The following is a 21848-nucleotide window of genomic DNA, read 5'->3' as shown; positions in this document are numbered from 1 at the left end:
AAAGCCTCCCAAGGGGAGTTGGGAGGCTTAATTTTATCGTTATATTTTTGGATTAATCATACTGCACTGGGCAGAGATGATTAAAGAGCGCCGTAGATTACAGAACTAATTGCAGCAAGACCACAGATTGCTGTGAAAATTTGCACAGGTGCTGAAGTTTTGTACTTAGCCATCGCAGGAACTTTTTGCATTGCGAAGATTGGCATCAAGAATAGGATTGCCGCAATCATCGGTGCACCCATTGTTTCAATCATACCTAGGATGCTTGGGTTAACGATAGCAACGATCCAAGTTGTGATTACAATGAAGATTAGAGACATCTTCTCGATCTTGCTTACTGGTGATTTTGAACGAGATTTCACTAGACCAACTAGACCTTCGTGCGCGCCTAAGAAGTGGCCAAAGTAGCTAGAGGTGATCGCTGCGAAAGCAACCAACGGACCCATGTAAGAGATCAGTGGAGATTCATGCACGTTTGCTAGGTAAGAAAGAACAGAGATGTTTTGCTCTTGCGCTGTTGCTAGTTGCTCTGGAGACAGAGAAAGTACAACAGAGAAAACGAAGAACATAACAAAGCCCATCAGCATCATTGCTGCGCCACCAGTGATAGCGTCAGTTTTCTTAACTGCGTCATCACCATATACACGACGTTGCTCTTTAGAGAACTGAGAAATGATTGGGCTGTGGTTGAAAGAGAACACAATAACAGGGATTGCTAGCCAAACGATAGCTGGCATTGCACCCCAGTCAGGTGACACTTCCATCATTGAAGTGTTCCAACCAGGAATTAGGTATACAGACAGTGCTAGTAGGATGAACACGAGAGGGTAAACCATTGCTGAAGTTGCTTTCAGCATAAGCTCTTTACCGAATACTACGCCTGCTGTCATTGCAGCAATAAGTGCACCAGAAAGTAGCCAGCGAGGAATAGATTCCATGCCCATTTGGTTAACTAGGAAAGAGTCAACTGTGTTTGTGATACCAACACCGTAGATAAGTACGATTGGGTAGATAGCGAAGAAGTAAGCGAACGTAATAAGGTTTGCGCCAGTCTTACCAAAGTGCTCTTCTACTGTGTCGGTGATGTCCGCTTCAGGGTTTTTCGCAGAAAGAACGAAACGAGCTAAAGATTTGTGTGCGAACCAAGTCATTGGTGCTGCGATTAGGGCTAGGATTACTAATGGCCAAAAGCCACCTGCACCTGCTTTAATAGGAAGGAACAGTACACCTGCACCTACTGCCGTACCAAAAAGGGACAGACACCAGGTAAAGTCTTTGTAAGAAAACTTACTAGACGATTGTGCGGTAGAAACCGCAGAAGTAGTTGTATTCATTTTTTAGTTACTCATTTTGGGAACAGGAAATAAGTCGGGAGTAATTTTGCAAGATTTTACACTAGGAAAATTAGATCTAAATCATTTATTGCTTACGCTTATTGAATGATATGTCAAAAACCTGCTTTTTATCACGAAAATGATGTGCTACTCGTGATTTCTGCTAATGAGTAAAATTAGAAAAACTTATCAATAGGGCTGTTTGTATAAATTTATTTCACCGCAAGCGTTTGCGGTGAAAATGGAAAATTAATCTAATGTGAATGAATGTTTATGAAGCAACGTTTTATTAATATTGATGCGCATAATGATCGCGCCTATAAAAGCACCGATATCAACAACTGTTTAATGTGAAATAATATGTTTTTGCATTGATTCGATAATTTGTGCCGTCATGCCCCAGATGAAATGCTGTCTATATGGGATAGCAAATACACGATGACTGCTTCTTTTTAGGTCAAATTTGGTGCTATACAATTTTTTGGGGTTCAGAATATGGTTGGCAGGAACCTCAAAAACTGACTCTACTTCATTTGGGTCAATATGCGTTTTATATTCCGGAGAAACAAAAGCCAAAAAAGGTGTCACATTAAATTGACTAATCGTTGGTAGTGTAGGCAGTTGACCAAACACATGAATATGCTCATCTTCTATCCCAACTTCTTCTTTGGTTTCCCTTAAAGCGGTATTCACGAGCTGAATATCTTCCTGCTCATATTTGCCACCGGGAAAGCTGATTTGTCCCGGATGATGGCGTAAGTGGGCTGCACGCTTAGTCAGAATGACTTGTAACCCGTCATCGCGTTCCACAAAACCGATTAAGACTGCCGCATCTCTCAGGGACTTTTCTTTCATCCATTTTAGTCGTGCAAGGGACTCTTTGTGGTAGCCCGTTGGAAGCCGAAATTGAAAGTTCTGTAGTAAATGAGTTTTGTCGATAACCAAACTGAGTCCTTATTTATCGTGCCTAACCATTATTTATTATACTCAAAGACGGCAAAGCGTATGGCGTTATCGTTACTGGTTGCCAAATAAAGCATTCACATTAAAACACTCGCCAGCACTTTCCCTCTTTGTGTTGTGTGTCTCACTCTGCTTGAACATATTAATTTGAAACTTATAAGGTTATACACCATTCTTTATTTTAGGACGTCACTATAGGGCAAGTATTGGCCAATGAAAGGGATTATTTTCACCGAGTTCATGGAGTTAGTAGAAGAGAAATTCGGTCTTGATGTGTTAGACCAAGTTCTCGACCTTTCTAACGATGAAGGTGTTTACACCGCTGTTGGTAGTTACGATCACAAAGACTTGGTTAAGTTGATCGTGAATCTCAGTAAAGTATCTGGTGTTCCCCCCGAGCAACTGCAAGAAGTGTTTGGAGAGTGCGTCTTTTTGAATTTACTTCGCTCCATTCCTAGTCACGCCAGTTTGCAACAGTGTGAAACGACGTTTCAATTTGTTCGCCATGTTGAAGACTTTATTCATGTCGAAGTTAAGAAGCTCTATCCTGATGCTAACCCTCCGCAATTTGATTTCATTAGTGAAAACCAATCCCAATTGGTATTTGACTACCACAGCGCAAGATGTATGTCTCACGTATGCTTAGGATTGATAAAAGGCTGTGCTGCGCATTTTGGTGAGGTAGTTCATATCAAACATCAAAACCAGTCAGAGGATGGCAGCAAAGTACGTTTTTGGTTAGAGGCTCAATAAGAACGATATGACGGGAAGTTCCTCATTAGAAAGGAAACTCAAACGAGAAGTTGCATCAAGAAAAGCAGCTGAGCAGCTGTTGGAACAGAAAAGCTTAGAGTTATATGAATCCAACCAGCAACTCAGTGTTGCATTGAAAAAGCTGGAGCTGAAATCTAAAAAGGATCTTCGTAAGTTTGAGTTTGAAGAGCAAATTGATGCCACGTTGATTAAGTTCGGTCGTACTTTTTTATCGAGCACGTTCGATGAAGCAATGATAGCGAGCTTTATTGAGCAGCTCACTTCTAACTCGATCATTTCTGCGGCTTACTTGTTTCTTGACGCTACAAAGCTGAGCTCATTGCGTCGTCATCACTTTGGTCACTTACAGCTTCGTCATAACAACGAGATTTTAACCTCTCCTAATTGGCAGGGAGAGAATTTGCATTTGCCAGTTATCATTGATGGGGAAACGGTTGGGGAGTTGATTTTCTCTGTGTTGCAAGATCAAATCGATCAGTCTTTTATTTCCAAACAGATGGAGCTCGTGTCTGACTTAGTTCATGGTGTTATTGGTCGACACTTAAGTTTAGAGCGAGAGGTCGAGCTGAGAAAGCGGGCTGAGGAATCAGAAAAAGCGACGAAGGAGTTTGTCGCCATGATTAACCATGAGCTGCGAACTCCTCTCAATGGCGTATTGGGTAGTGCGGAGTTATTGAGTCGAACCCAATTAGAAGAAGAGCAGCGTCAATACTTGAGCAATCTGACTCAATCAGGGGACTTATTGAGAGTTATCATTAATGATCTTCTTGATTTCAGTAAGATGAATGCCGGTATGATGGAAATCATACATAAAGTCTTTGCCTGGGAGGAACTTGAAAAAGCCATCATGGGTGTATTTGCAGCTAAGGCTGCGGAAAAACGTATCCATTTCTCTATCGACAAAAAGCTGGGGATCCCGGAATTTTTAGTCGGTGACTTAGAGCGCATTACACAAATTTTGGTTAACTTGGTGGGAAACGCGATTAAGTTTACTCACTTGGGTGGCGTCGTGTTACGGGTGGAATGGCTTAACGGCACGGCTTATTTTGAGGTTGAAGACACTGGTATTGGCATCCCAATAAAAGCACAGCCGTCACTATTTGATCCATTTGTCCAAGTTGATCGCTCGGCGAAACGCAGCTTTGAAGGCTCAGGTTTAGGTCTCGCGATTTGTAAAAACCTTGTGGATTTGATGCAAGGTCAAATTAGCTTTGAAAGTGAAGAGCGCAAAGGGACAACTTTTAAAGTTGCTATTCCTCTTGAGGAAGGGCAAGCACAAGGTACAGCAGAGGGGGAATTGGTCACCATAGAGCGAAGCGATTTAGCAGGACGCTCAATATTAGTGGTTGATGACATCAGAATGAATCAAGTCATTGTTACTCAAATGCTGAAAAAACTCGACATCACACCTGATTTAAAAGCCAACGGCAAAGAAGCATTAGAAGCGGTGAAAAGTAAAGACTACGAACTGATATTCATGGACTGCCGAATGCCAGAAATGGATGGCTATGAGGCGACGATGTATCTGAGAGAGCGTGGCTTTACTCATCCTATTATTGCATTAACCGCTGGCACTACCATCGAAGAGCGTCAAAAGTGTATTGATTCAGGCATGGACGACATCCTCACTAAGCCGTACACCGCAACCGATATTGAACAGATTATGTGTAAGTGGCTTGAGCAGTAGACGCTGCCTTTTAAAAAAGAATTTTTGTTGGCCAACGGCTAAAAGCTAAAGTACATGCAAATAAAGCACACAAAAAACGCACCACGCTGGATAATGCCGATCATTTAACGATGTTTTTTGGGTCATTCTAGCGAGCCTTGGCGATACTGAGAATCTAGTAGCAGCACGATGAGCGGGTAATGAAACAAATTTGACCACAAAGTGCTTGAATAGAAGAACCTGTATCACGCTCTTTCGTCGCTGTGCAGGGTGATGAGATACAGAAATATGCCACTCGCTGTTAAACGAGCGGCATTGTCCGCTTTTGAAACCTACGATTGCAGCGCTGGCAAAATCTTTGAAAGCTTGTCCAACGTTTCTTGATACTCAGAGGCGCAATCGCTATCTGCCACGACGCCGCCGCCAGCCCAAGCGTAAAGTTTGTTTTGTTCCGCTACAAGAGTTCGGATAGTAATGCTGGTGTCCATACGACCATGGCGTGAAATGTAGCCAATACTGCCGCAATACGCGCTGCGTCGATGCGGCTCCAGTTCTTCAATGATCTGCATTGCGCGAACTTTAGGTGCGCCCGTAATTGAACCGCCTGGAAAACACGCTCGCAGCAAATCCGCAGGAGCGTATTGTTCATCCAAATTTGCACGAATGGTGCTCACCAAATGATGCACGGCAGGGAAGCTTTCAATATCGAACAGCTTTGGAACGTGAACGCTACCCGGTGATGCAACTCGACCAATATCATTACGCAGCAAATCGACAATCATCAGGTTTTCTGCCTGATCTTTTTCCGCTGTCTGCAAGTCATGGGCATTAGCGTTATCTTTCGTTGGATCTTCGCTGCGTGGGCGAGTACCTTTGATTGGTTTTGTTTCAATGACGCGATCTTTGAGCTCTAAAAAGCGCTCTGGAGAGATACTCAAAATCGAAGACTCAGGCATACGGATAAACGCTGAGAATGGCGCTTGGTTGGCGGACTCCAATTTCAGATACGCTTGCCACTCACTGCCTTGATACGGTGCGTTAAAGCGCTGCGCCAAATTGATCTGATAACAGTCACCGCTCAACAAGTATTCTTGCACCTGGTCAAAGCGAGTAGCGTAGCTCTCTTTCGTCATGTTTGACTGCCAATCACCAGACAGAGCGAAGTCTACGCTTTGCTCTGCTTCTTGCTCGTCTAACCATTGCCAAGCTTGCTCGATATTCTGACCGACTAGGCAGGCTTTTTTAAGCTTGTGGTCAACAACGACGGCCCATTCATACAGACCTACCGCCATATCCGGCGCGTTGAGGTCCTTTTCGGCCAGTTCTGGCATCGTTTCTACGCGTCGACCTAAATCGTAACTGAAGTAACCGAGCGCTCCGCCGACAAAAGGCAAATCCAATTCTTTATTTAACTCAACGTGAGGAAGCCACTGTTCCTGCAACTGATGAAGCAGCGCGAATGGGTCATCTTGAGTTGAATAGGCATTCGATGGTGTTTCAACTTGTGTGCTTTCGGCAGTGGTTTCTAACGTTGCAATTGGGTTGGCAACCAACACATCGAAGCGACTATCGATATGCGTTTCTGATGCAGAACGCAGCAACATCGCCCAAGGCTGGTGTTGAATGCGAGAAAAGAGGTGAAGAGCAAACTCTGGTGCGTATTCCAGCGTTTTAAAATCAATGAATTGATTGTCCATGTTGTTCATTTGTGTAATTTGTGACAAAGAGATCGTTCACTGCATGGCATGTCATGGGCAGCAAGAGTATCATATTCCTCTGTATAGCCAAACTCCCTCTATTCATAGGGTTTTGAGATGGTTTACAAGTAGGCGACTTCAGCGTTTCGTGTGTCGATATCAGCCGTTCGACAATTGTTTATAAAAAAACGAAGCTCAAAAGAGCAATAAGCTCAACAAACACGATTGAAGCCAAGCCAATAATGGAAGCATAACTATAACGAGGCATGTAATGACGGTAATACGCAAGCAGGATGTGATCAGCAGTGTCGCTGATGCGCTACAGTATATTTCTTACTACCACCCGCTAGACTTTGTTCAAGCTCTTGAAAAAGCCTACCACCGCGAAGAGAGCCAAGCCGCTAAAGACGCGATGGCTCAGATCCTAATTAACTCCCGAATGTCCGCAGAAGGTCACCGACCAATTTGTCAGGATACTGGTATCGTGACGTGTTTCGTCAACATCGGTATGGGCGTGCAATGGGACTCAACCGACATGACGGTTCAGCAGATGGTAGATGAAGGTGTTCGACAAGCGTATACGAACCCAGACAACCCGTTGCGTGCGTCAGTACTTATGGACCCTGCTGGTAAACGTATTAATACCAAAGACAACACGCCTGCCGTCGTACATATCAACATGGTTCCGGGCGATAAAGTTGAAATTCAGATCGCTGCGAAGGGCGGCGGTAGCGAAAACAAAACTAAGATGGTGATGCTAAACCCATCTGACGATATTGCTGAGTGGGTAGAAAAAACGCTACCAACAATGGGGGCGGGCTGGTGTCCTCCTGGCATGCTTGGTATTGGTATCGGCGGTACGGCTGAAAAAGCAGCGGTATTGGCAAAAGAATCTCTAATGGAACACATCGATATTCAAGAGCTTATTGACCGTGGCCCACAAAACGCAGAAGAAGAGCTTCGTTTGGATATCTTTAATCGCGTGAACAAACTTGGTATCGGCGCGCAAGGCCTCGGCGGTTTGACGACTGTTGTCGACGTCAAAATCAAAACGGCGCCAACGCACGCGGCTTCTAAGCCTGTTTGTTTGATCCCGAACTGTGCGGCGACTCGTCATGTACACTTCACACTTGATGGCAGCGGCCCAGCAGAGCTAACACCACCTAAACTAGAAGATTGGCCAGATATCACTTGGGAAGCGGGCGAAAATACGCGTCGCGTAAACTTAGACACAATTACTAAAGAAGAAGTACAAGAGTGGAAGACAGGCGAAACGGTTCTTCTATCAGGTAAAATTCTGACTGGTCGTGATGCTGCGCATAAACGTATTCAAGGCATGCTAGATAATGGCGAAGGTCTACCTGAAGGCGTAGATCTAAACGGCAAGTTCATTTACTACGTAGGCCCTGTCGATGCAGTTGGTGATGAAGTCGTTGGTCCTGCTGGCCCAACAACATCAACGCGTATGGATAAATTCACCGACATGATGCTAGAAAAGACCGGCATCATGGGCATGATCGGTAAAGCTGAGCGTGGCCCTGCAACGGTTGAATCTATCAAGAATCACAAAGCGGTTTACCTAATGGCTGTCGGTGGCGCTGCGTACTTGGTGGCGAAAGCGATCAAGAAAGCTCGCGTTGTCGCATTTGAAGATTTAGGTATGGAAGCGATTTACGAATTTGAAGTTGAAGATATGCCAGTAACAGTGGCCGTCGACTCAAATGGTGTTAACGCGCACCAAATTGGTCCAGACACTTGGAAAGTGAAAATTCAAGAGATGGAAGCATAAGGCAAAGGGCAATCTTGCTGCGTCTCAGTAGAGAGAATGTGACAAGGTGCTGATTTACCTAGCAAACAATTGACAAAAGTGCAGCGAAACCTGCACTTTTTGTCTATATAATTAAGGATATAAACCTTTAGGCATAGCAATCAAACGTTATGCGAACAATAATTAGGAGACGGCATGCCTCGTTTTATTCAGATTCTACAAATTATTCTTGCTGTAGTGATAGGTGGCTTTGTTGGCTATGACTTGATTCTTCACGGTATCAGCATCTTTGATGAAAAGTACGTGACCATCACATGTGTGTTGTGGCTGATTTTAGAAATCGCTCTATTTGTTATCTATAAGTTGATCGAAGACGACTAGGCTTAAAGAAAGCGGGTTCCTGTTTAACATAGTAATCAGCGCATATAGAGTTACTAATGCTGTAAATTAAGTAAGCCTCTGAACCACTCAGGGGCTTTTCTTTTTTTAATACAGCATCAAGCCGGATGTTTTGTTCATCTTTTATTAAGGTATATAAAGTTAAACTCATAGAATTCGGGATAGAACAGTATTCGTAGCTCGAAATTCGAAGTCGCTGACAACGTTGTTTTAAAGTGGAGTAAGATAAAGAAGCGTAATGAAGAGAATAAAGAAAGAAGTTAATGACTTTATCAACAGAGGTATGGACTCTAATGTTCGAATTGCTGTCACCGGACTTTCTCGTGCCGGTAAGACGGCATTCATCACGTCATTAGTGAATCAGCTTCTTCATACTGCAACCCATGACAATTTGCCTCTTTTGACTGCGGCTAGAGATAAGCGCCTTATTGGGGCGAAACGTGAGCCTCAATCGAATATGATGGTGCCACGCTTTGCTTACGATGAGGCGATGAGCCAAATTCATGCGACTCCACCTCAGTGGCCAGTACCGACACGTGATGTGAGTGAGATTCGCTTAGCGCTCAAGTACAAACCAAATAAAACCACGAAAAAGCTGTTGAGTAAAACCGCAATTTTAAATGTTGATATTATCGACTATCCAGGAGAGTGGTTGCTCGACCTGCCTTTATTGGACATGGACTTTGCAACGTGGTCGCAAACTCAGTTTGATGCACTTAAAGGCCAGCGTGGCGATTTAGCCAAAGCTTGGCTTTCTGAACTGGAGAAAGTGGATCTCTTTACAGAAGTGAATGAGAAACTACTTGAGAAAGTTGCACACACATACACAGAGTACCTTCATTCTTGTAAAGACTCTGGCCTTCATTGGGTTCAGCCTGGCCGCTTTGTATTACCTGGTGAGCTAGCAGGCGCGCCGGTGCTACAGTTTTTTCCGTGTCGTGCTGATTCGGAAAGCAAAGCGCCCAAGGGCAGTAACTTAGCGATGCTAGAAGCCCGTTTTCAGGAATACCAACAAAAAGTAGTGAAAGCGTTTTATAAGCATCATTTTGCGACCTTCGATCGCCAGATTGTACTGGTGGATTGTTTGCAGCCTCTCAATGCTGGTGATGAAGCGTTTTACGACATGCGCCAAGCGCTAGAACAGATCATGCATAGCTTCCGTTATGGTCGTAGTAGCTTTTTGCGTCGTTTGTTCTCACCAAAAATCGACAAAGTGTTGTTTGCTGCTACAAAAGCGGATCATATCACGCCCGATCAGCACCCAAATTTGGTGTCTCTGCTCCAACAAATGGTGCATCCAGCATGGCAAACGGCAGCCTACGAGAATATTGAGATGAGCTGCATGAGTATCGCTTCCATCCAAGCAACCACGACGGGGTTTATTTCCTCTGGAGATAAGACCATCCCGGCGTTACAAGGAACAACATTGGGTGGTGAGCCGATGACTATGTTTCCCGGAGAGGTGCCGAAAAAGCTACCAAATGCAGCTTATTGGCAAAACAACGGGTTTGATTTTACGTCGTTTCGTCCGATGCCCTCACCGAATGATGAGCCAGTGAAGCACATACGCTTAGACAAAGCACTGGATTACCTGATTGGAGATAAATTGAAATGAGTGAGTTGAAGCAAAAACAAGTTTTCTCTGAAAAGGTAATGGAAAAAGATCAGCAATCGAATCAACCGGAGTTGACGGCGCAGCAAACATTCGGCGAAAAAGAAACATTTGTACCTGTTGAAGTTAAAGAAGCGCACCAGGAGACCGAACAGGAATTGCAACTCGAGCATGTCATTCGTCCAAAATCGGGCAGAAAATGGCTCGCGACTGGCGCATTTGCAACTTTTGCTGGTTTGGTTGGCTGGCAAGCGGTGGACTCGGTTATAACCGCAATTCAGGCTTCTGATTGGCTAGCCTTAAGCTGGACGGGGTTTATTGCTGCGATCGCTTCGCTTGGTTTAGGAGCTATGGGTAAAGAGCTTTGGAAACTGCGAAAACTACGAAATCATTTTAGTGTTCAAGAAGAAGCAGAAGCACTTGTTAATAGTGAGAGCGTTGGGAAAGGGAAAGCCTTTTGCGAAACCGTAGCAGAACAAAGTGGTGTGATGGCAGAGAATCCGGGCTTTGATCGTTGGCAGAACAGTATTAACCCTGCTCATAGTGACGCTGAAATTCTTGATATGTATGACTCGATGGTGGTGAGCCAACAAGACAAGTTGGCAACGAAAATCGTATCACAGCACGCAACCGAGTGTGCGGCCCTAGTCGCCGTGAGCCCTCTGGCTGCCGCTGATATGTTGCTGGTGGCTTGGCGAAATTTCAAAATGATCGACAACCTCTCCAAGGTATATGGGGTAGAGCTAGGTTATGCCTCTCGCATCAAGTTACTAAGAGCGGTATTTGTCAATATGGCGGCGGCTGGTGCCAGTGAGCTCGCTATTGATGCCAGTATGGATTTGATGTCGATGGATCTTGCTGGCAAAGTTTCTGCTCGTGCGGGGCAGGGACTAGGTGTTGGTATTCTAACGGCACGTTTGGGCTTGAAAGCGATGACCTTATTGCGTCCACTACCCTGGTATCCTGACCGTCAGGTTAAGTTGGGCACCATACGCAAGGCAGTGGCGGCGAAAGTTGCATCAATTACGATGAAACCGTAACGAATATCAACTTTGATGGATAGGATTGCTTGACGCCATTCCAAGCATGATAGAAACTACTGTCAACTTTTCCTGACAGTTGTGAATTGGGATATTTTAAGTGCGTCTTGAAGTCTTATGTGAAGATCGACTCGGCTTGACCCGAGAACTGCTCGATATTTTAGCGTCTAAAAGCATCGACTTGCGTGGTATCGAAATCGATATTAGCGGTATTATCTATTTGAATTGCCCGGATATTGATTTTGATACGTTTAGTGAGCTGATGGCTGAAATCCGCCGTATTCCGGGGGTGAAAGACGTACGTAAAATCCAGTTTATGCCGATGGAGCGCCACAATACGGAGCTGCTCTCGTTAGTTGATAACTTGCCCGATCCGGTTTTTGCCATTGATCTTAAAGGTGCCGTAGACATGGCAAACATGTCTGCACTTTCATTGCTTGGCCTTCACAAGCAAGAAGTGATTGGTACTCAAATCGGTGCTTTGTTACCAAGTGTTCGTTTCTCTCGTTGGTCTGAAGGTGTTAATGGTCGAACGCGGGAAAACCTTGTGATTGATGGCTTGGACTATGTTCTAGAGTTGATGCCCGTTTATATCCGAGACGAAGCGCAAAACTCGACTCTAGCGAGTACTCTAATGACGATTCGCTCTAGTCAGCAAGTTGCCAGAATTGAAGAAGCACTACCGCTGCATAATCCTCTGGGTTTTGAGCACTTTGTTGGTATATCGAACCGTCATAAAGCACTAATGAACCAAGCTAAGAAGCTGTCTGTGCTTGACCAACCATTGTTGATTGAGGGCGAAACGGGGACCGGTAAAGAAATGCTTGCTAAAGCTTGCCACAGTCGTTCTAGCCGTGCGAGCAAGCCATTCCTAGTTTTGAGTTGTGCTTCGATGCCTGACGATGTAGCAGAAACCGAACTTTTTGGTCATGCGCCGGGTTCATTTAATCATGAACAAGGCCACAAAGGCATCTTTGAGCAAGCAAATGGCGGGACGGTATTTCTTGATGAAATCGGTGAAATGAGTTCGCACCTTCAAATCAAGCTGTTACGTTTTCTACAAGATGGTAATTTCCGTCGTGTCGGTGCAGAAGATGAGATGCATGTCGATGTTCGTATCATCGCTTCAACAAAACATAACCTTGCCGAGCTTTCTGAAGCAGGAATGTTCCGTGAAGATTTGTATTATCGCCTCAACGTACTTACGCTCAGCATTCCTCCGTTACGTAAGCGCTCAAACGACGTTGCACCATTGCTTGAGTTGTTTGTGGCGAAACATGCTCAACAGCTTGGGATTGATAAGCCAGAGTTTGATGATGGTCTAGTTGATGCCCTTGCAAATTATCAGTGGCCAGGAAACATGCGCCAGCTGGATAACATGGTTCTTCGAGCGCTCACGGAAATGGATGGTGGTATACTAAACGCGGATCACTTCAATTTACCTCAGCCTCAGTCAGTCGGCGCTGGTAGTACAACGCTTAACATCGACGGTTCATTGGATGAGATCATGCGTGATTATGAATCTCAAGTTCTGGAACGTTTGTATCAGTCATTCCCATCAAGCCGCAAGCTTGCTAAGCGCTTAAATGTATCGCATACCTCAATCGCTAATAAACTGCGTGATTACGGTATACGTAAGAATTAATCGAATTGAACGAAAAGACGGAATTAATCATTTGTAATGGAAGATAACAGCTCATCTATCGCCGTTCATAAGTTGGACGGTGACTTGCTTCTTCGTACCGCTGAAATCGGTGACGCAGATATGATTGCCGACTATTTTCAAGCGAACCGAGAATACCTGAAACCGTTTGAACCGAAACGTGAAGAGGCTTTTTTCTCAGTTAACGGTTGGTTGCAAAAGCTTATCAAGCTCAATGAGCTGCATCGAATGGGATTGGGGTATTATTGCCTTTTAGTCAGAGCCTCTTCGGGTGAAATGCTAGGTACGATATCCTTTAGTAGTTTGAGTCGTTTTCCTTTTTATTCTTGTAACGTCGGATATTCTCTCGCTGAAAAAGCGCAAGGGCATGGTTATATGCGTCGTGGATTAACCATGGCTTGCGACTACATGTTTAACGTTCAGAAACTGCATCGTATTCAAGCTGGCTACATGCCTCACAATAAACGCAGTGAAGCTGTGCTAGAGCATGTAGGTTTCAACCGAGAAGGGTATGCAAAAGATTACCTTTTGATTAATGGTGAGTGGCAAGACCACGTTCTAACGTCGCTTATTAATCCGAATTGGCAGCCAGAAGGGCGATAGTATGGAACGATTGGAAAAGCAGTTAGCACTTGTAATCGAGCTCGATAAACTCAAAAGCATTTTGCGCCGAACTCGAGTTAAAAGTGCTGAAGGGCGCCTCGAAAATAGTGGTGAGCATAGTTGGCATGTCGCACTGATGGCAATATTGATGGAAGAGCATGCGAATGCACCTGTTGATATTTGCCGAGTGATGAAAATGTTATTGATACATGACGTAGTAGAGATCGACGCGGGCGATACCTTTGTTTATGATACTGCTGCGTCTCAAGAGCAAGCAAAAAAAGAAATTAGAGCCGCAGAGCGCTTGTTTGGTATGTTACCCAGCGATCAGGAGCAAGAGCTATTGGCGCTTTGGCATGAATTTGAAGCCGCGCAGACCGATGATGCTAAGTATGCAAAAGCACTCGATCGGTTAATTCCAATGCTCTTGAACTACCATAATAATGGTCAGAGTTGGAAGGAACATGGTGTCTCACGCGAACAAGCACTTACCATTAATAAACGAATTGAATTTGGCTCTGTTACCTTATGGGACAAAGCGAAAGAGTTGATTGAAGAAGCCACAGAGAAAGGTTGGCTGAAATCGTAATAAAGGAGACTGAATGTCTTATTTGCCTTTGGACGAATACCAAAGAAAATGGATTTTTACGCATCAGTCGATGCCTGTGCCAGAAGAAGATTTGGCTTTTATTAAGCCGATGAGCCAAGCCCGCTCAGCACAATTTTGGAAAGAAAATATCAGTGCTCAAAGCCCTGATATGGATAGACTAAGTTCCCAAGACTGGCCAATGAACGAGGCGAATTGGTCTGAAACTGTGGATTGGATGGCTGCGTGGGAGTCGGATGATCCTGACATGCCAGCGGAAGCTGAGGCACATATCGATTGGCAAGACGATGTAACCGTTTACTTTTGCTACGAGAAGTACAATGTCATCGAAACGAAATGGTCTATTTTTAAAAAGCACTGGAAGAACTTTCTCTTTTATGACGATGGTCCGATACTAATAGGACGTCGCCGTTCGCAAGCACTTTGGTTTGATTCAAAAGGCAATGTGAAACTCGGTGTTCGTCAATAACGAGTTATAAAGCAAAGCCACCTTTCGAGGTGGCTTTGTTTTTCTAAAGGCTGGATAATGGACTCAACACGCCACCAGCCCCGCGCTCGATAACGTGAGTATAGATTTGCGTGGTTTTTACATCAGTATGCCCTAATTGTTCCTGAACAGTTCTAATGTCTGCGCCAGATTCCAATAAGTGCGTGGCAAAACTGTGTCTTAGTGTGTGGCAAGTTACAGTTTTCTCAATGCTTGCGTCGCTTGCCGCGCGCTTTACTGCTCTTTGTATTGCGCTTTCATTGATATGATGCCTTCTCAATTCACCAGTGTCTCGATCTGCGCTTAACTTTGTTGATGGAAACAAAAAGTGCCAGTTAAAATCTAGCTCCGCTTTTGGGTATTTACGTCGTAAACCTTCAGAGATGTATACGCCCGCATAACCAGGCATGTGCCTATCTTTAAAGTAATAGTTTCTTGCTAAATTAACTTGAGCTTTGAGTGGTTCATGCAGTTCTTTGGCTAATGTGACTGTACGATTTTTACCTCCTTTTCCTTGCCACACGCGAACTGCACCATAATCATAATCGATATCTTGAACTCTTAAGCGTAAACATTCCATAACTCGAAGCCCGGAGCCGTAAAGCAGCTGAATATGGAGTCTATACCTCGGGTCGATATGCTGAACGAATCTTCGGATCTCCTCCCTGGTTAACACAACGGGAAGTTTCTTTTCGGTCAAGGATTTCTGAAATCTCATATCAAGTGATAGTGGGGTTTTGAAATAATCACGATATAAAAATGATATTGAGTTCAGCGCCAAAGCTTGCGTTTTTACCGCAACTTTTTCTTCTACCGCTAAGTAACTCAGAAATTGAATGACATCATCTTCTGCTAGTGTTGATGGGTGAGCAAGCTGGTGAAAAGTGATAAAGCGTTTTATCCAAAATAGATAACTTTCGATAGTTTTATTCGCATAATGACGAGTAAGCATGTGCTCTTTTACACTAAGTAAAAACTGACTTTTCATGATAAATTAACCTGTTTATTTATACAGCTCCCTTAATGTATCACCACTTTTGAAATTAGCGTGCTGTGCGCCGCCTAATTGCGCGCGCTACCACACATATTCATACTGTTTTTCTATTTGTTTCATATATATAAGTGCTACGATTGATAGCGCTTTTGATAAGAAAGAAGGCGGTAGCCTGCCAGAAAAACGGCAAATCGCCGTATAGAAAGCGTTAGGCGACATGGGACAAACGATAGACTAGTGGATAGTATCTTGGTGTGAATCTAGCTTCAGTTAACAGAAAAGGAGTGGATTAATGAATGGTAAAGCATTTGATAATTGGCAAAAATCGCGAAAGAAAGGATGTTTAAATTGGCTTTTTAGAACAACTTTCGTCACAGCCATTTTGTACATGATTTTTAATGTTATTTTCCTTTACCCATCTTCTGAAGCGGCAAGCATTACGATTTTCTTATCGGATAATGCTCTTAATTACTCAATTTACACGATCGGGATGTTTTTCGCATTTTGGGCTATCTGGCTATACAGCGAATCTTCGTATGAGAAAGAAGTTAAACGTAGAAATGTCGCCTAACAAACTGTTCAAGAGGGATTCGCAACGTGTGGCATTTTCACTATGCGTTGGTTTTAGTGTTTAAGGTGGTATGCGGCGGCTTTGGTATTGCGTTGCTCACCCCTTAACAGGGCGTTAGGTACTTTATCGCTTACAAATGAATATTGTGGAGGTGCGGGGTGCAACAAGGGAAACTCATCTGGCATGTAGCATGTGACGAATCTGGTGTCGGAGGGCAAAAATATTACGGATTTGGTTCTTTGTGGATGAAGTATCAAAGACGTGGTGATTTTGCTCAAAAGGTTAGAGAGCTTCGTGACAAGCATAGATACCACGATGAAATTAAGTGGCAAAAAGCCCATAAAAAACACTATGCTGAATTTTATTCAGATTTGATAGATATGTTTTTTAAACATCAATGGTTAGCGTTTCACTGTATTGTTATCAGAAAGGGTATGGTGAACAAGCAATATCATGGTGGTGATTATGACCTTGCTATGCGAAAGCACTTTACTAAGTTAATCACGACGAAAATTTCAGCCGTTAAAAAAGCTCATCCGAATCGACAGTGTGAATTTAGAATTGAAGTTGACCCGATAGCTTCTCGATATGATAAAGCAGATGAAGCTTTTCATATTATAGCTAACCGAACTCTTCGCCGTAGCTTTAATGGAGAAAACCCTATTAAGTCCGTTGTCGAAAAAGACTCAAAGAAATCAGAAAATATTCAAATTTCCGACTTTCTGTTAGGTGCCGTTATGAGTGCTTTTCAAGGTGCTGCAACATCACCCGCTAAGCTAAAAGTCGCTGAAAAAGTCGCACAATATTTAGGGTGGGATTCTTTGGGGTACGATACCAAACCGCATGAAAGGAAGTTCAATATTTGGTATTTTCATGACCGTACTCAAGGGGTAAGAGAGGTTGAAACTAAGCCTGTTGAGCTAAAGTATGCGCTTCCTAAACGTACCTAACAAAGCATTTAAGAGTGATTCGCAACGCTTGGCAGTTTCGCTTCGCTCAAGTATAGCCAAGCGCCGCTCACACCTTAATGCGGCGTTATGTTTATCCTCACACTTATGATGTTTATTATGAGTGCTCAGGCTGCTGTTCTATATAATGGTAGCTTTATTTCAGTCGGATTTAATCATCATGAAAAAACTCTCTATTATTGCTTTAGTGCTTCTGTCGTGCAGTGTTTCAGCTAACAATTTAAAAGATACTGTTCCTGAAGCTAAAACTAAATTAGAGCAATTCAGCGCTAAAACAGGTGTCGTTCTCGTTCGTGGTTTCCAAAAAATCGGAACAGCAAATGGCTTGTACAACACCCTTGTTAACGTAGAAAGTAAAGAATTTACTAATGTTACTAGTGGTCAGAAAGAGTACGGTATTACTATCGAAGCTTTCAAAGAAGATGGCCGTTACGATAAAAAGCATACAACTTATATCGACTTCGATGAAATTGATTCTTTGATAGCTGGTATTGATTACATTTCAAAAATCAAACCAGATGTAACAAAGTTTGAAGATTTCCAAGCTGACTACTCGACTAAAGGTGATCTGAAAATTTCCACATTTAGTTCTGGTGGCAAAGTAATGGCGGCAGTTTCAAGCGGTAAAATCGGTGGCGTAGCTGCTTATTATAACCTTGAAGACTTGGCAAAAATTAAAGCTCTAATTGTTAAAGCTAAAGCTAAAATCCAAGAAGTAAAATAAACATAACAAAGCATTTAAGAGTGATTCCCAACGCTTGGCATTTTTCATTCCATCGTTGGGTTTTGTGTTTACGGTGGTACGGTTAGGGTTAGTGGTAGCGTTGCTCACACCTTAATGCGGCGTTAGGCTCTTTAGAGGAAAATAATGAACGAAAGTATAATTACGCTAATTGGTGCCTCAGTTAGTTTAGTGATTGCTCTGCTCTTTGCATTTTGGCAGATTTTGACTGTTTTGGTGGATGTAATTAAGTCTAAGAATGATCGTAAGCTAAAAGAAGACATTGCTAATGCACTTAAAAATGGTGTGCCAACCTGGGAACATATCAAAGTAATCGAATCATGTTACTCTTTGCTGTCTCCCAACTCCTTAAAGCGAAGTTTAAATAACCTAATAAAGCAAGAGGTTGTAAACGGAGTTACAGAAGATAGTAAATCCTTAGCCTTACTTGAGGAGTGGGCAAACAAGCTTAAGTCAGATGAACCATTTGAGGGAATACCACCAGAATTAAAGCTACCATTAGAACGAATAAGGCAAGAAGCTCCAGAACATCAACATATGATAGAGTTACTTGTTTCCCAACTTCAAGAATATACAGATCAAGCTAGAGGAGAGAAAAAACGAAACTCCGTAATTTCTATTATTGGTCTTCTAGTCGGTATTGGTGGTTTTGCTATTGGAGCGTATCAAATCTATGTTTCAGCTGACTCTGAGCATACTAGCCCACAACAAGAGGCAGTATTGACCACAGAGCCTAACAAATTGCTTAAGAGTGATTCGTAACGCGTGGCATTTTTACTATGCGGCGGCTAATGGTGGTTAAGGCGCGGTGCGGTAACTTTTGTATTGCGTTACTCACACCTTAGCAAGGCGTTAGTTTGCAAGAGGAAAAACGCAGCTATATCGCAAGATCTAGTGGTAAAAGCTCAAAGTTTAAGTTGTCGTATTAGCTTTCAATTTTGGTGTTAACTAGCGTGGTGAAAATTCAAAATTGGCATCGTTTCTACGATTGATTTGTTTTTTGGTGCGGCGACTTTTAGGTTACCTGAGTCGAACTTTTTTGCTGAAACTCTGCTTGTAGAGTTTGTTGGTACAAAAGCCGATTTACTCGCTGAAATGGCGTTTTCTCTGGTGTGGTAAGTTCATGTGGTTTTAGTGGCTTTGTTGAAAGTCCGCATTGTGAGATTGGTTTTCCAAAAGCGCTTTTTGGTGTTGTTAGTTCGTTTTCTGCGGCGTTGTTTGTTCCACGTGGTTTCATTGAGTAGCCGCTTTGAGACTACGCCTGACTTAAGCGCATCAAAACACATAAAGTTTATTGTTTGCAAAGTTTAAAATAACGTAAAATCAACGCTTTGGGTTTGCAAACTAACAAACTGCTCAAGAGGGATTCGCAACGCGTGGCATTTTTACTATGCGTTGAATTTAGTGATTAAGGTGGTATGCGGCGGCTTTGGTATTGCGTTGCTCACCCCTTAGCAGGGCGTTAGTTTGCAAGAGGAAAAACGCAGCTATATCGCAAGAACTAGTGGTAAAAGCTCAAAGTTTAAGTTGTCGTATTGACTCTCAATTTTAGTGTTAACTAGCGTGGTGAAAATCCAAAATTGGCATCGTTTCAACGGTTGATTTGTTCTTTGGTGCGGTGACTTTGGGGTTAACTGAGTCGAACTTTTTTGCTGAAACTCTGCTCGTTGAGTTTGTTGGTACAAAAGCAGATTTACTTGCTGAAAGGACGTTTTCTCTGGTGTGGTAAGTTCACGTGGTTTTAGTGACTTTGTTGAAAGACTGCATTGTGAGATTGGTTTTCCAAAAGCGCTTTTTGGTGTTGTGAGTTCGTTTTCTACGGCGTTGTTTGTCCCAAGTGGTTTCATTGAGTAGCCGCTTTGAGACTACGCCTGACTTAATTGCATCAAAGCACATAAAGTTTTGTTCGCAAAGTTTAAAATAACGTAAAATCAACCTTTTGGGTCTGCAAACTAACAAACTGCTCAAGAGGGATTCGCAACGCGTGGCATTTTTACTATGCGTTGCATTAAGTGGTTAAGGTGGTTTGCGGCGGCTTTTGTATTGCGTTGCTCACCCCTTAGCAGGGCGTTATGTGTTTGTAAAAGTTTAAATTTATGGAGTTATAATTTGTCTTCAAATAATGAATTACAGCCTTGGTTTTTAAAGTTTATGCTTGATTGGCTGTTAAAGGCTTTGATGGTCACTGTAGTGGCTGGGTTAGGTTTTGTCGTTGTCGGAGTAATTCATCAATTCGGTGGTGCTCACCCTTTAACTGTCTTTTCAATCGGGGCTCTTATATGTCTCGTTTTCCTTGTTATCGATAGGTTTAATAGTGAAACAACTTCTAAGTTGCAATGGGTATCTCTTGGAGTGAATGTGTCGTTATTGGCATACTCGTTTCTATTACTCCCTACAAACGAAGCTATTGAGATACTGAATAAAGCAAATGTACCTCAGAGCTTTTTAGATTTACTCCGCCATTGGTATAACACATAACAAACTGTTTAAGAGTGATTCGCAACGCGTGGCGTTTTTACCATGCGTTGCGTTCAGTGTTTAAGGTGGTATGCGGGAGCTTCGGTATTGCGTTGCTCACACCTTAACAGGGCGTTATGTGAATAGGGAAAATCATGACATTACGAGTAGTTCCAGAATTGTATTGTTTCGATATAAATGTAAGTAAGGCTTTTTTCACAGATATTCTTGGTTTTTCCATCAAATACGAAAGGCCAGAAGAACAGTTTGTATATTTAACACTCGACGGTGTAGATTTAATGTTAGAAGGTTTATCCAGTCAAAGCCGTAAGTGGATCACTGGTAATCCAGAATTCCCGTTGGGTTGTGGTGTGAACTTTCAGTGGGACGTTAATGATATTGAACGCTTATATTGTGAAGTTTGCTCGAAATCTAATGAGTCAATTTATCTAGCGCTCGAATATAAATCGTATGAATGTGGTAATAAGTCCGTCGTTCAAAAGCAGTTTATCGTGCAATCACCAGACGGGTACTTGTTTAGGTTCTGTCAGGACGTCTGTTGACAAAATTCACATAACAAAGCATTTAAGAGGGATTCACAACGCTTGGCAGTTTTGGTTCAAAGTTCAGCTTAAGTGTTTATGGCACATTGGTTTAATTTGGGTGGTTTGCGTTGTTCACCCCTTAATGCGGCGTTAGCCGTCATGGAGCTTGCTATACTCAAAGTGATAGAATAGTATCACTTTAGTATTCCTTTGGAGCAGCTCTCATGAAAGTAGAACTAGTTACATCACTCAAACGTCAAGCAACTAAGATCCTCGCCGATCTCCACGACACCAAAGAACCAGTGTTAATTACTGAGCATGGTAAGCCATCCGCGTATCTCGTTGATGTTGATGACTACGAGTTTATGCAAAATCGTTTAGCTATTCTTGAGGGTATTGCACGAGGTGAGCGTGCACTAGCTGACGGTAAAGTGGTAAGTCATGATGAAGCCAAGGACAAAATGTCAAAATGGCTGAAATAATCTGGACTGAGCCAGCGTTATCTGACCTCAACGATATCGCTGAATACATCGCACTTGAAAGTATCGTAGCTGCAAAGCAGTTAGTGCAAACGATCTTCTCCAAAGTCGAACGCCTACAAGCTTTCCCAGAGTCAGGTCGTATTCCACCCGAGCTAGAACATTTAAGTTATCGTGAAGTTGTCGTTAATCCATGTCGTGTTTTCTATAAACAAGACGGTGACAAAGTGTTTATTCTGTTTGTTATGCGTGCAGAGAGAGATTTGCGTAAGTTCCTGTTGAGTAAGCAGTAACCTTTGGGAATGAGCGGCTAACAAACTGTTTAAGAGTGATTCGCAACGCGTGGCATTTTTACTATGCGTTGATTTTAGTGTTTAAGGCGGTATGCGGCGGCATCAGTAATGCGTTGCTCACACCTTAACAGGGCGTTAGCTTAAATCATTAACAAGGATGTGTAATGAGAAGTAAAAAATGGATAT

The 21848-nt window shown here is 43.0% G+C and carries 22 protein-coding genes; 18 read left to right on the top strand and 4 right to left on the bottom strand.

Features of this window, described 5'->3' with window-relative positions; genetic code table 11:
* Positions 1-80: 80 nt before the first annotated feature.
* Positions 81-1334 (bottom strand): aromatic amino acid transport family protein, encoded by a 1254-nt coding sequence (locus R7R78_RS17110; RefSeq protein ID WP_005388284.1) that lies wholly within the window; start codon positions 1332-1334, stop codon positions 81-83.
* A 345-nt stretch (positions 1335-1679) separates the two neighbouring features.
* On the bottom strand, positions 1680-2279 hold the full coding sequence (locus tag R7R78_RS17105) for a CoA pyrophosphatase (RefSeq protein WP_005376901.1): 600 nt from the start codon (positions 2277-2279) through the stop codon (positions 1680-1682).
* A 231-nt stretch (positions 2280-2510) separates the two neighbouring features.
* Between R7R78_RS17105 and R7R78_RS17100 the strand changes: the two genes are divergently transcribed.
* Positions 2511-3050, top strand: a complete 540-nt coding sequence (locus R7R78_RS17100) for a heme NO-binding domain-containing protein (protein ID WP_005388282.1) — start codon at positions 2511-2513, stop codon at positions 3048-3050.
* A gap of 7 nt (positions 3051-3057) precedes the next feature.
* Positions 3058-4758 carry an ATP-binding protein gene (locus R7R78_RS17095; RefSeq protein ID WP_005388280.1) on the top strand — a complete coding sequence of 567 codons (1701 nt, stop codon included), beginning with the start codon at positions 3058-3060 and terminating at the stop codon, positions 4756-4758.
* A gap of 311 nt (positions 4759-5069) precedes the next feature.
* Here the strand turns inward: R7R78_RS17095 and pabB are convergent, their stop codons facing one another.
* Complete coding sequence (gene pabB, locus R7R78_RS17090; protein WP_225474040.1) at positions 5070-6434, bottom strand: aminodeoxychorismate synthase component 1; 1365 nt, start codon at positions 6432-6434, stop codon at positions 5070-5072.
* A 271-nt stretch (positions 6435-6705) separates the two neighbouring features.
* On the opposite strand from pabB, the gene R7R78_RS17085 reads away from it, so the two are divergent.
* The 8 genes from R7R78_RS17085 (at position 6706) to R7R78_RS17050 (ending at position 14595) form a co-directional block, all read left to right on the top strand.
* Positions 6706-8223: a fumarate hydratase gene (locus R7R78_RS17085; protein ID WP_005396913.1), complete on the top strand. Its 1518-nt coding sequence runs from the start codon at positions 6706-6708 to the stop codon at positions 8221-8223.
* Positions 8224-8397: 174 nt separating this feature from the next.
* Positions 8398-8583 carry a hypothetical protein gene (locus R7R78_RS17080; protein WP_005376906.1) on the top strand — a complete coding sequence of 62 codons (186 nt, stop codon included), beginning with the start codon at positions 8398-8400 and terminating at the stop codon, positions 8581-8583.
* Positions 8584-8839: 256 nt separating this feature from the next.
* On the top strand, positions 8840-10216 hold the full coding sequence (locus R7R78_RS17075; RefSeq protein WP_047103200.1) for a YcjX family protein: 1377 nt from the start codon (positions 8840-8842) through the stop codon (positions 10214-10216).
* Complete coding sequence (locus tag R7R78_RS17070; protein ID WP_017636096.1) at positions 10213-11253, top strand: YcjF family protein; 1041 nt, start codon at positions 10213-10215, stop codon at positions 11251-11253. The genes R7R78_RS17075 and R7R78_RS17070 overlap by 4 nt, the downstream gene beginning before the upstream one ends.
* Positions 11254-11353: 100 nt before the next feature.
* The gene (tyrR, locus tag R7R78_RS17065) at positions 11354-12898 is read left to right on the top strand and encodes a transcriptional regulator TyrR (RefSeq protein WP_005388272.1); all 1545 of its coding nucleotides are present in this window, start codon (positions 11354-11356) and stop codon (positions 12896-12898) included.
* A gap of 36 nt (positions 12899-12934) precedes the next feature.
* A complete protein-coding gene (rimJ, locus tag R7R78_RS17060) occupies positions 12935-13519 on the top strand; it encodes a ribosomal protein S5-alanine N-acetyltransferase (RefSeq protein ID WP_225474039.1) in 585 nt (194 codons plus the stop codon).
* A 1-nt stretch (position 13520) separates the two neighbouring features.
* Positions 13521-14108: an HD domain-containing protein gene (locus tag R7R78_RS17055; protein ID WP_130545081.1), complete on the top strand. Its 588-nt coding sequence runs from the start codon at positions 13521-13523 to the stop codon at positions 14106-14108.
* A 13-nt stretch (positions 14109-14121) separates the two neighbouring features.
* Positions 14122-14595, top strand: a complete 474-nt coding sequence (locus tag R7R78_RS17050) for a DUF2947 domain-containing protein (RefSeq protein WP_017636094.1) — start codon at positions 14122-14124, stop codon at positions 14593-14595.
* 43 nt (positions 14596-14638) lie between these two features.
* Here the strand turns inward: R7R78_RS17050 and R7R78_RS17045 are convergent, their stop codons facing one another.
* Entirely contained in the window at positions 14639-15601 is a 963-nt protein-coding gene (locus R7R78_RS17045; protein ID WP_017636093.1) for an integron integrase, read from the bottom strand.
* Positions 15602-15899: 298 nt separating this feature from the next.
* Here R7R78_RS17045 and R7R78_RS17040 point away from each other — a divergent pair, with 298 nt between their 5' ends.
* The 8 genes from R7R78_RS17040 to R7R78_RS17005 all read left to right on the top strand — a co-directional run bounded on the left by R7R78_RS17040 (position 15900) and on the right by R7R78_RS17005 (position 21662).
* Positions 15900-16178: a hypothetical protein gene (locus R7R78_RS17040; RefSeq protein WP_205461626.1), complete on the top strand. Its 279-nt coding sequence runs from the start codon at positions 15900-15902 to the stop codon at positions 16176-16178.
* A gap of 158 nt (positions 16179-16336) precedes the next feature.
* Positions 16337-17128, top strand: coding sequence for a DUF3800 domain-containing protein (locus R7R78_RS17035; protein ID WP_140167826.1), 792 nt, complete (start codon positions 16337-16339; stop codon positions 17126-17128).
* A gap of 178 nt (positions 17129-17306) precedes the next feature.
* Complete coding sequence (locus R7R78_RS17030) at positions 17307-17870, top strand: hypothetical protein (RefSeq protein ID WP_205461653.1); 564 nt, start codon at positions 17307-17309, stop codon at positions 17868-17870.
* Between the two features lie 144 nt (positions 17871-18014).
* Positions 18015-18650, top strand: coding sequence for a hypothetical protein (locus R7R78_RS17025; RefSeq protein ID WP_140099246.1), 636 nt, complete (start codon positions 18015-18017; stop codon positions 18648-18650).
* A gap of 1347 nt (positions 18651-19997) precedes the next feature.
* Positions 19998-20366 (top strand): hypothetical protein, encoded by a 369-nt coding sequence (locus R7R78_RS17020; protein WP_225474038.1) that lies wholly within the window; start codon positions 19998-20000, stop codon positions 20364-20366.
* A gap of 134 nt (positions 20367-20500) precedes the next feature.
* Positions 20501-20908, top strand: coding sequence for a bleomycin resistance protein (locus R7R78_RS17015; RefSeq protein ID WP_225474036.1), 408 nt, complete (start codon positions 20501-20503; stop codon positions 20906-20908).
* A gap of 206 nt (positions 20909-21114) precedes the next feature.
* Positions 21115-21372 carry a type II toxin-antitoxin system Phd/YefM family antitoxin gene (locus tag R7R78_RS17010; protein ID WP_005448240.1) on the top strand — a complete coding sequence of 86 codons (258 nt, stop codon included), beginning with the start codon at positions 21115-21117 and terminating at the stop codon, positions 21370-21372.
* Positions 21360-21662, top strand: a complete 303-nt coding sequence (locus R7R78_RS17005) for a type II toxin-antitoxin system RelE/ParE family toxin (protein ID WP_054868422.1) — start codon at positions 21360-21362, stop codon at positions 21660-21662. The genes R7R78_RS17010 and R7R78_RS17005 overlap by 13 nt, the downstream gene beginning before the upstream one ends.
* Positions 21663-21848 lie beyond the last annotated feature (186 nt).

The sequence above is a fragment of the Vibrio sp. 2134-1 genome, assembly GCF_033339495.1.
The sequence above is the reverse complement of the archived record's forward strand: the minus strand, read 5'-3'. Positions and strand labels throughout refer to the sequence as shown.

Bases quoted from the DNA above. Each gene is read 5' to 3' on its own strand.
- R7R78_RS17100 (WP_005388282.1), top strand. From the start codon at position 2,511: ATGAAAGGGATTATTTTCACCGAGTTCATGGAGTTAGTAGAAGAGAAA.
- R7R78_RS17015 (WP_225474036.1), top strand. From the start codon at position 20,501: ATGACATTACGAGTAGTTCCAGAATTGTATTGTTTCGATATAAATGTA.
- R7R78_RS17040 (WP_205461626.1), top strand. From the start codon at position 15,900: ATGAATGGTAAAGCATTTGATAATTGGCAAAAATCGCGAAAGAAAGGA.
- R7R78_RS17055 (WP_130545081.1), top strand. From the start codon at position 13,521: ATGGAACGATTGGAAAAGCAGTTAGCACTTGTAATCGAGCTCGATAAA.
- R7R78_RS17025 (WP_140099246.1), top strand. From the start codon at position 18,015: ATGAACGAAAGTATAATTACGCTAATTGGTGCCTCAGTTAGTTTAGTG.
- R7R78_RS17030 (WP_205461653.1), top strand. From the start codon at position 17,307: ATGAAAAAACTCTCTATTATTGCTTTAGTGCTTCTGTCGTGCAGTGTT.
- R7R78_RS17050 (WP_017636094.1), top strand. From the start codon at position 14,122: ATGTCTTATTTGCCTTTGGACGAATACCAAAGAAAATGGATTTTTACG.
- R7R78_RS17010 (WP_005448240.1), top strand. From the start codon at position 21,115: ATGAAAGTAGAACTAGTTACATCACTCAAACGTCAAGCAACTAAGATC.
- R7R78_RS17005 (WP_054868422.1), top strand. From the start codon at position 21,360: ATGGCTGAAATAATCTGGACTGAGCCAGCGTTATCTGACCTCAACGAT.
- R7R78_RS17095 (WP_005388280.1), top strand. From the start codon at position 3,058: ATGACGGGAAGTTCCTCATTAGAAAGGAAACTCAAACGAGAAGTTGCA.
- rimJ (WP_225474039.1), top strand. From the start codon at position 12,935: ATGGAAGATAACAGCTCATCTATCGCCGTTCATAAGTTGGACGGTGAC.
- R7R78_RS17080 (WP_005376906.1), top strand. From the start codon at position 8,398: ATGCCTCGTTTTATTCAGATTCTACAAATTATTCTTGCTGTAGTGATA.
- pabB (WP_225474040.1), bottom strand. From the start codon at position 6,434: ATGGACAATCAATTCATTGATTTTAAAACGCTGGAATACGCACCAGAG.
- R7R78_RS17110 (WP_005388284.1), bottom strand. From the start codon at position 1,334: ATGAATACAACTACTTCTGCGGTTTCTACCGCACAATCGTCTAGTAAG.
- R7R78_RS17070 (WP_017636096.1), top strand. From the start codon at position 10,213: ATGAGTGAGTTGAAGCAAAAACAAGTTTTCTCTGAAAAGGTAATGGAA.
- R7R78_RS17075 (WP_047103200.1), top strand. From the start codon at position 8,840: ATGAAGAGAATAAAGAAAGAAGTTAATGACTTTATCAACAGAGGTATG.
- R7R78_RS17085 (WP_005396913.1), top strand. From the start codon at position 6,706: ATGACGGTAATACGCAAGCAGGATGTGATCAGCAGTGTCGCTGATGCG.
- R7R78_RS17045 (WP_017636093.1), bottom strand. From the start codon at position 15,601: ATGAAAAGTCAGTTTTTACTTAGTGTAAAAGAGCACATGCTTACTCGT.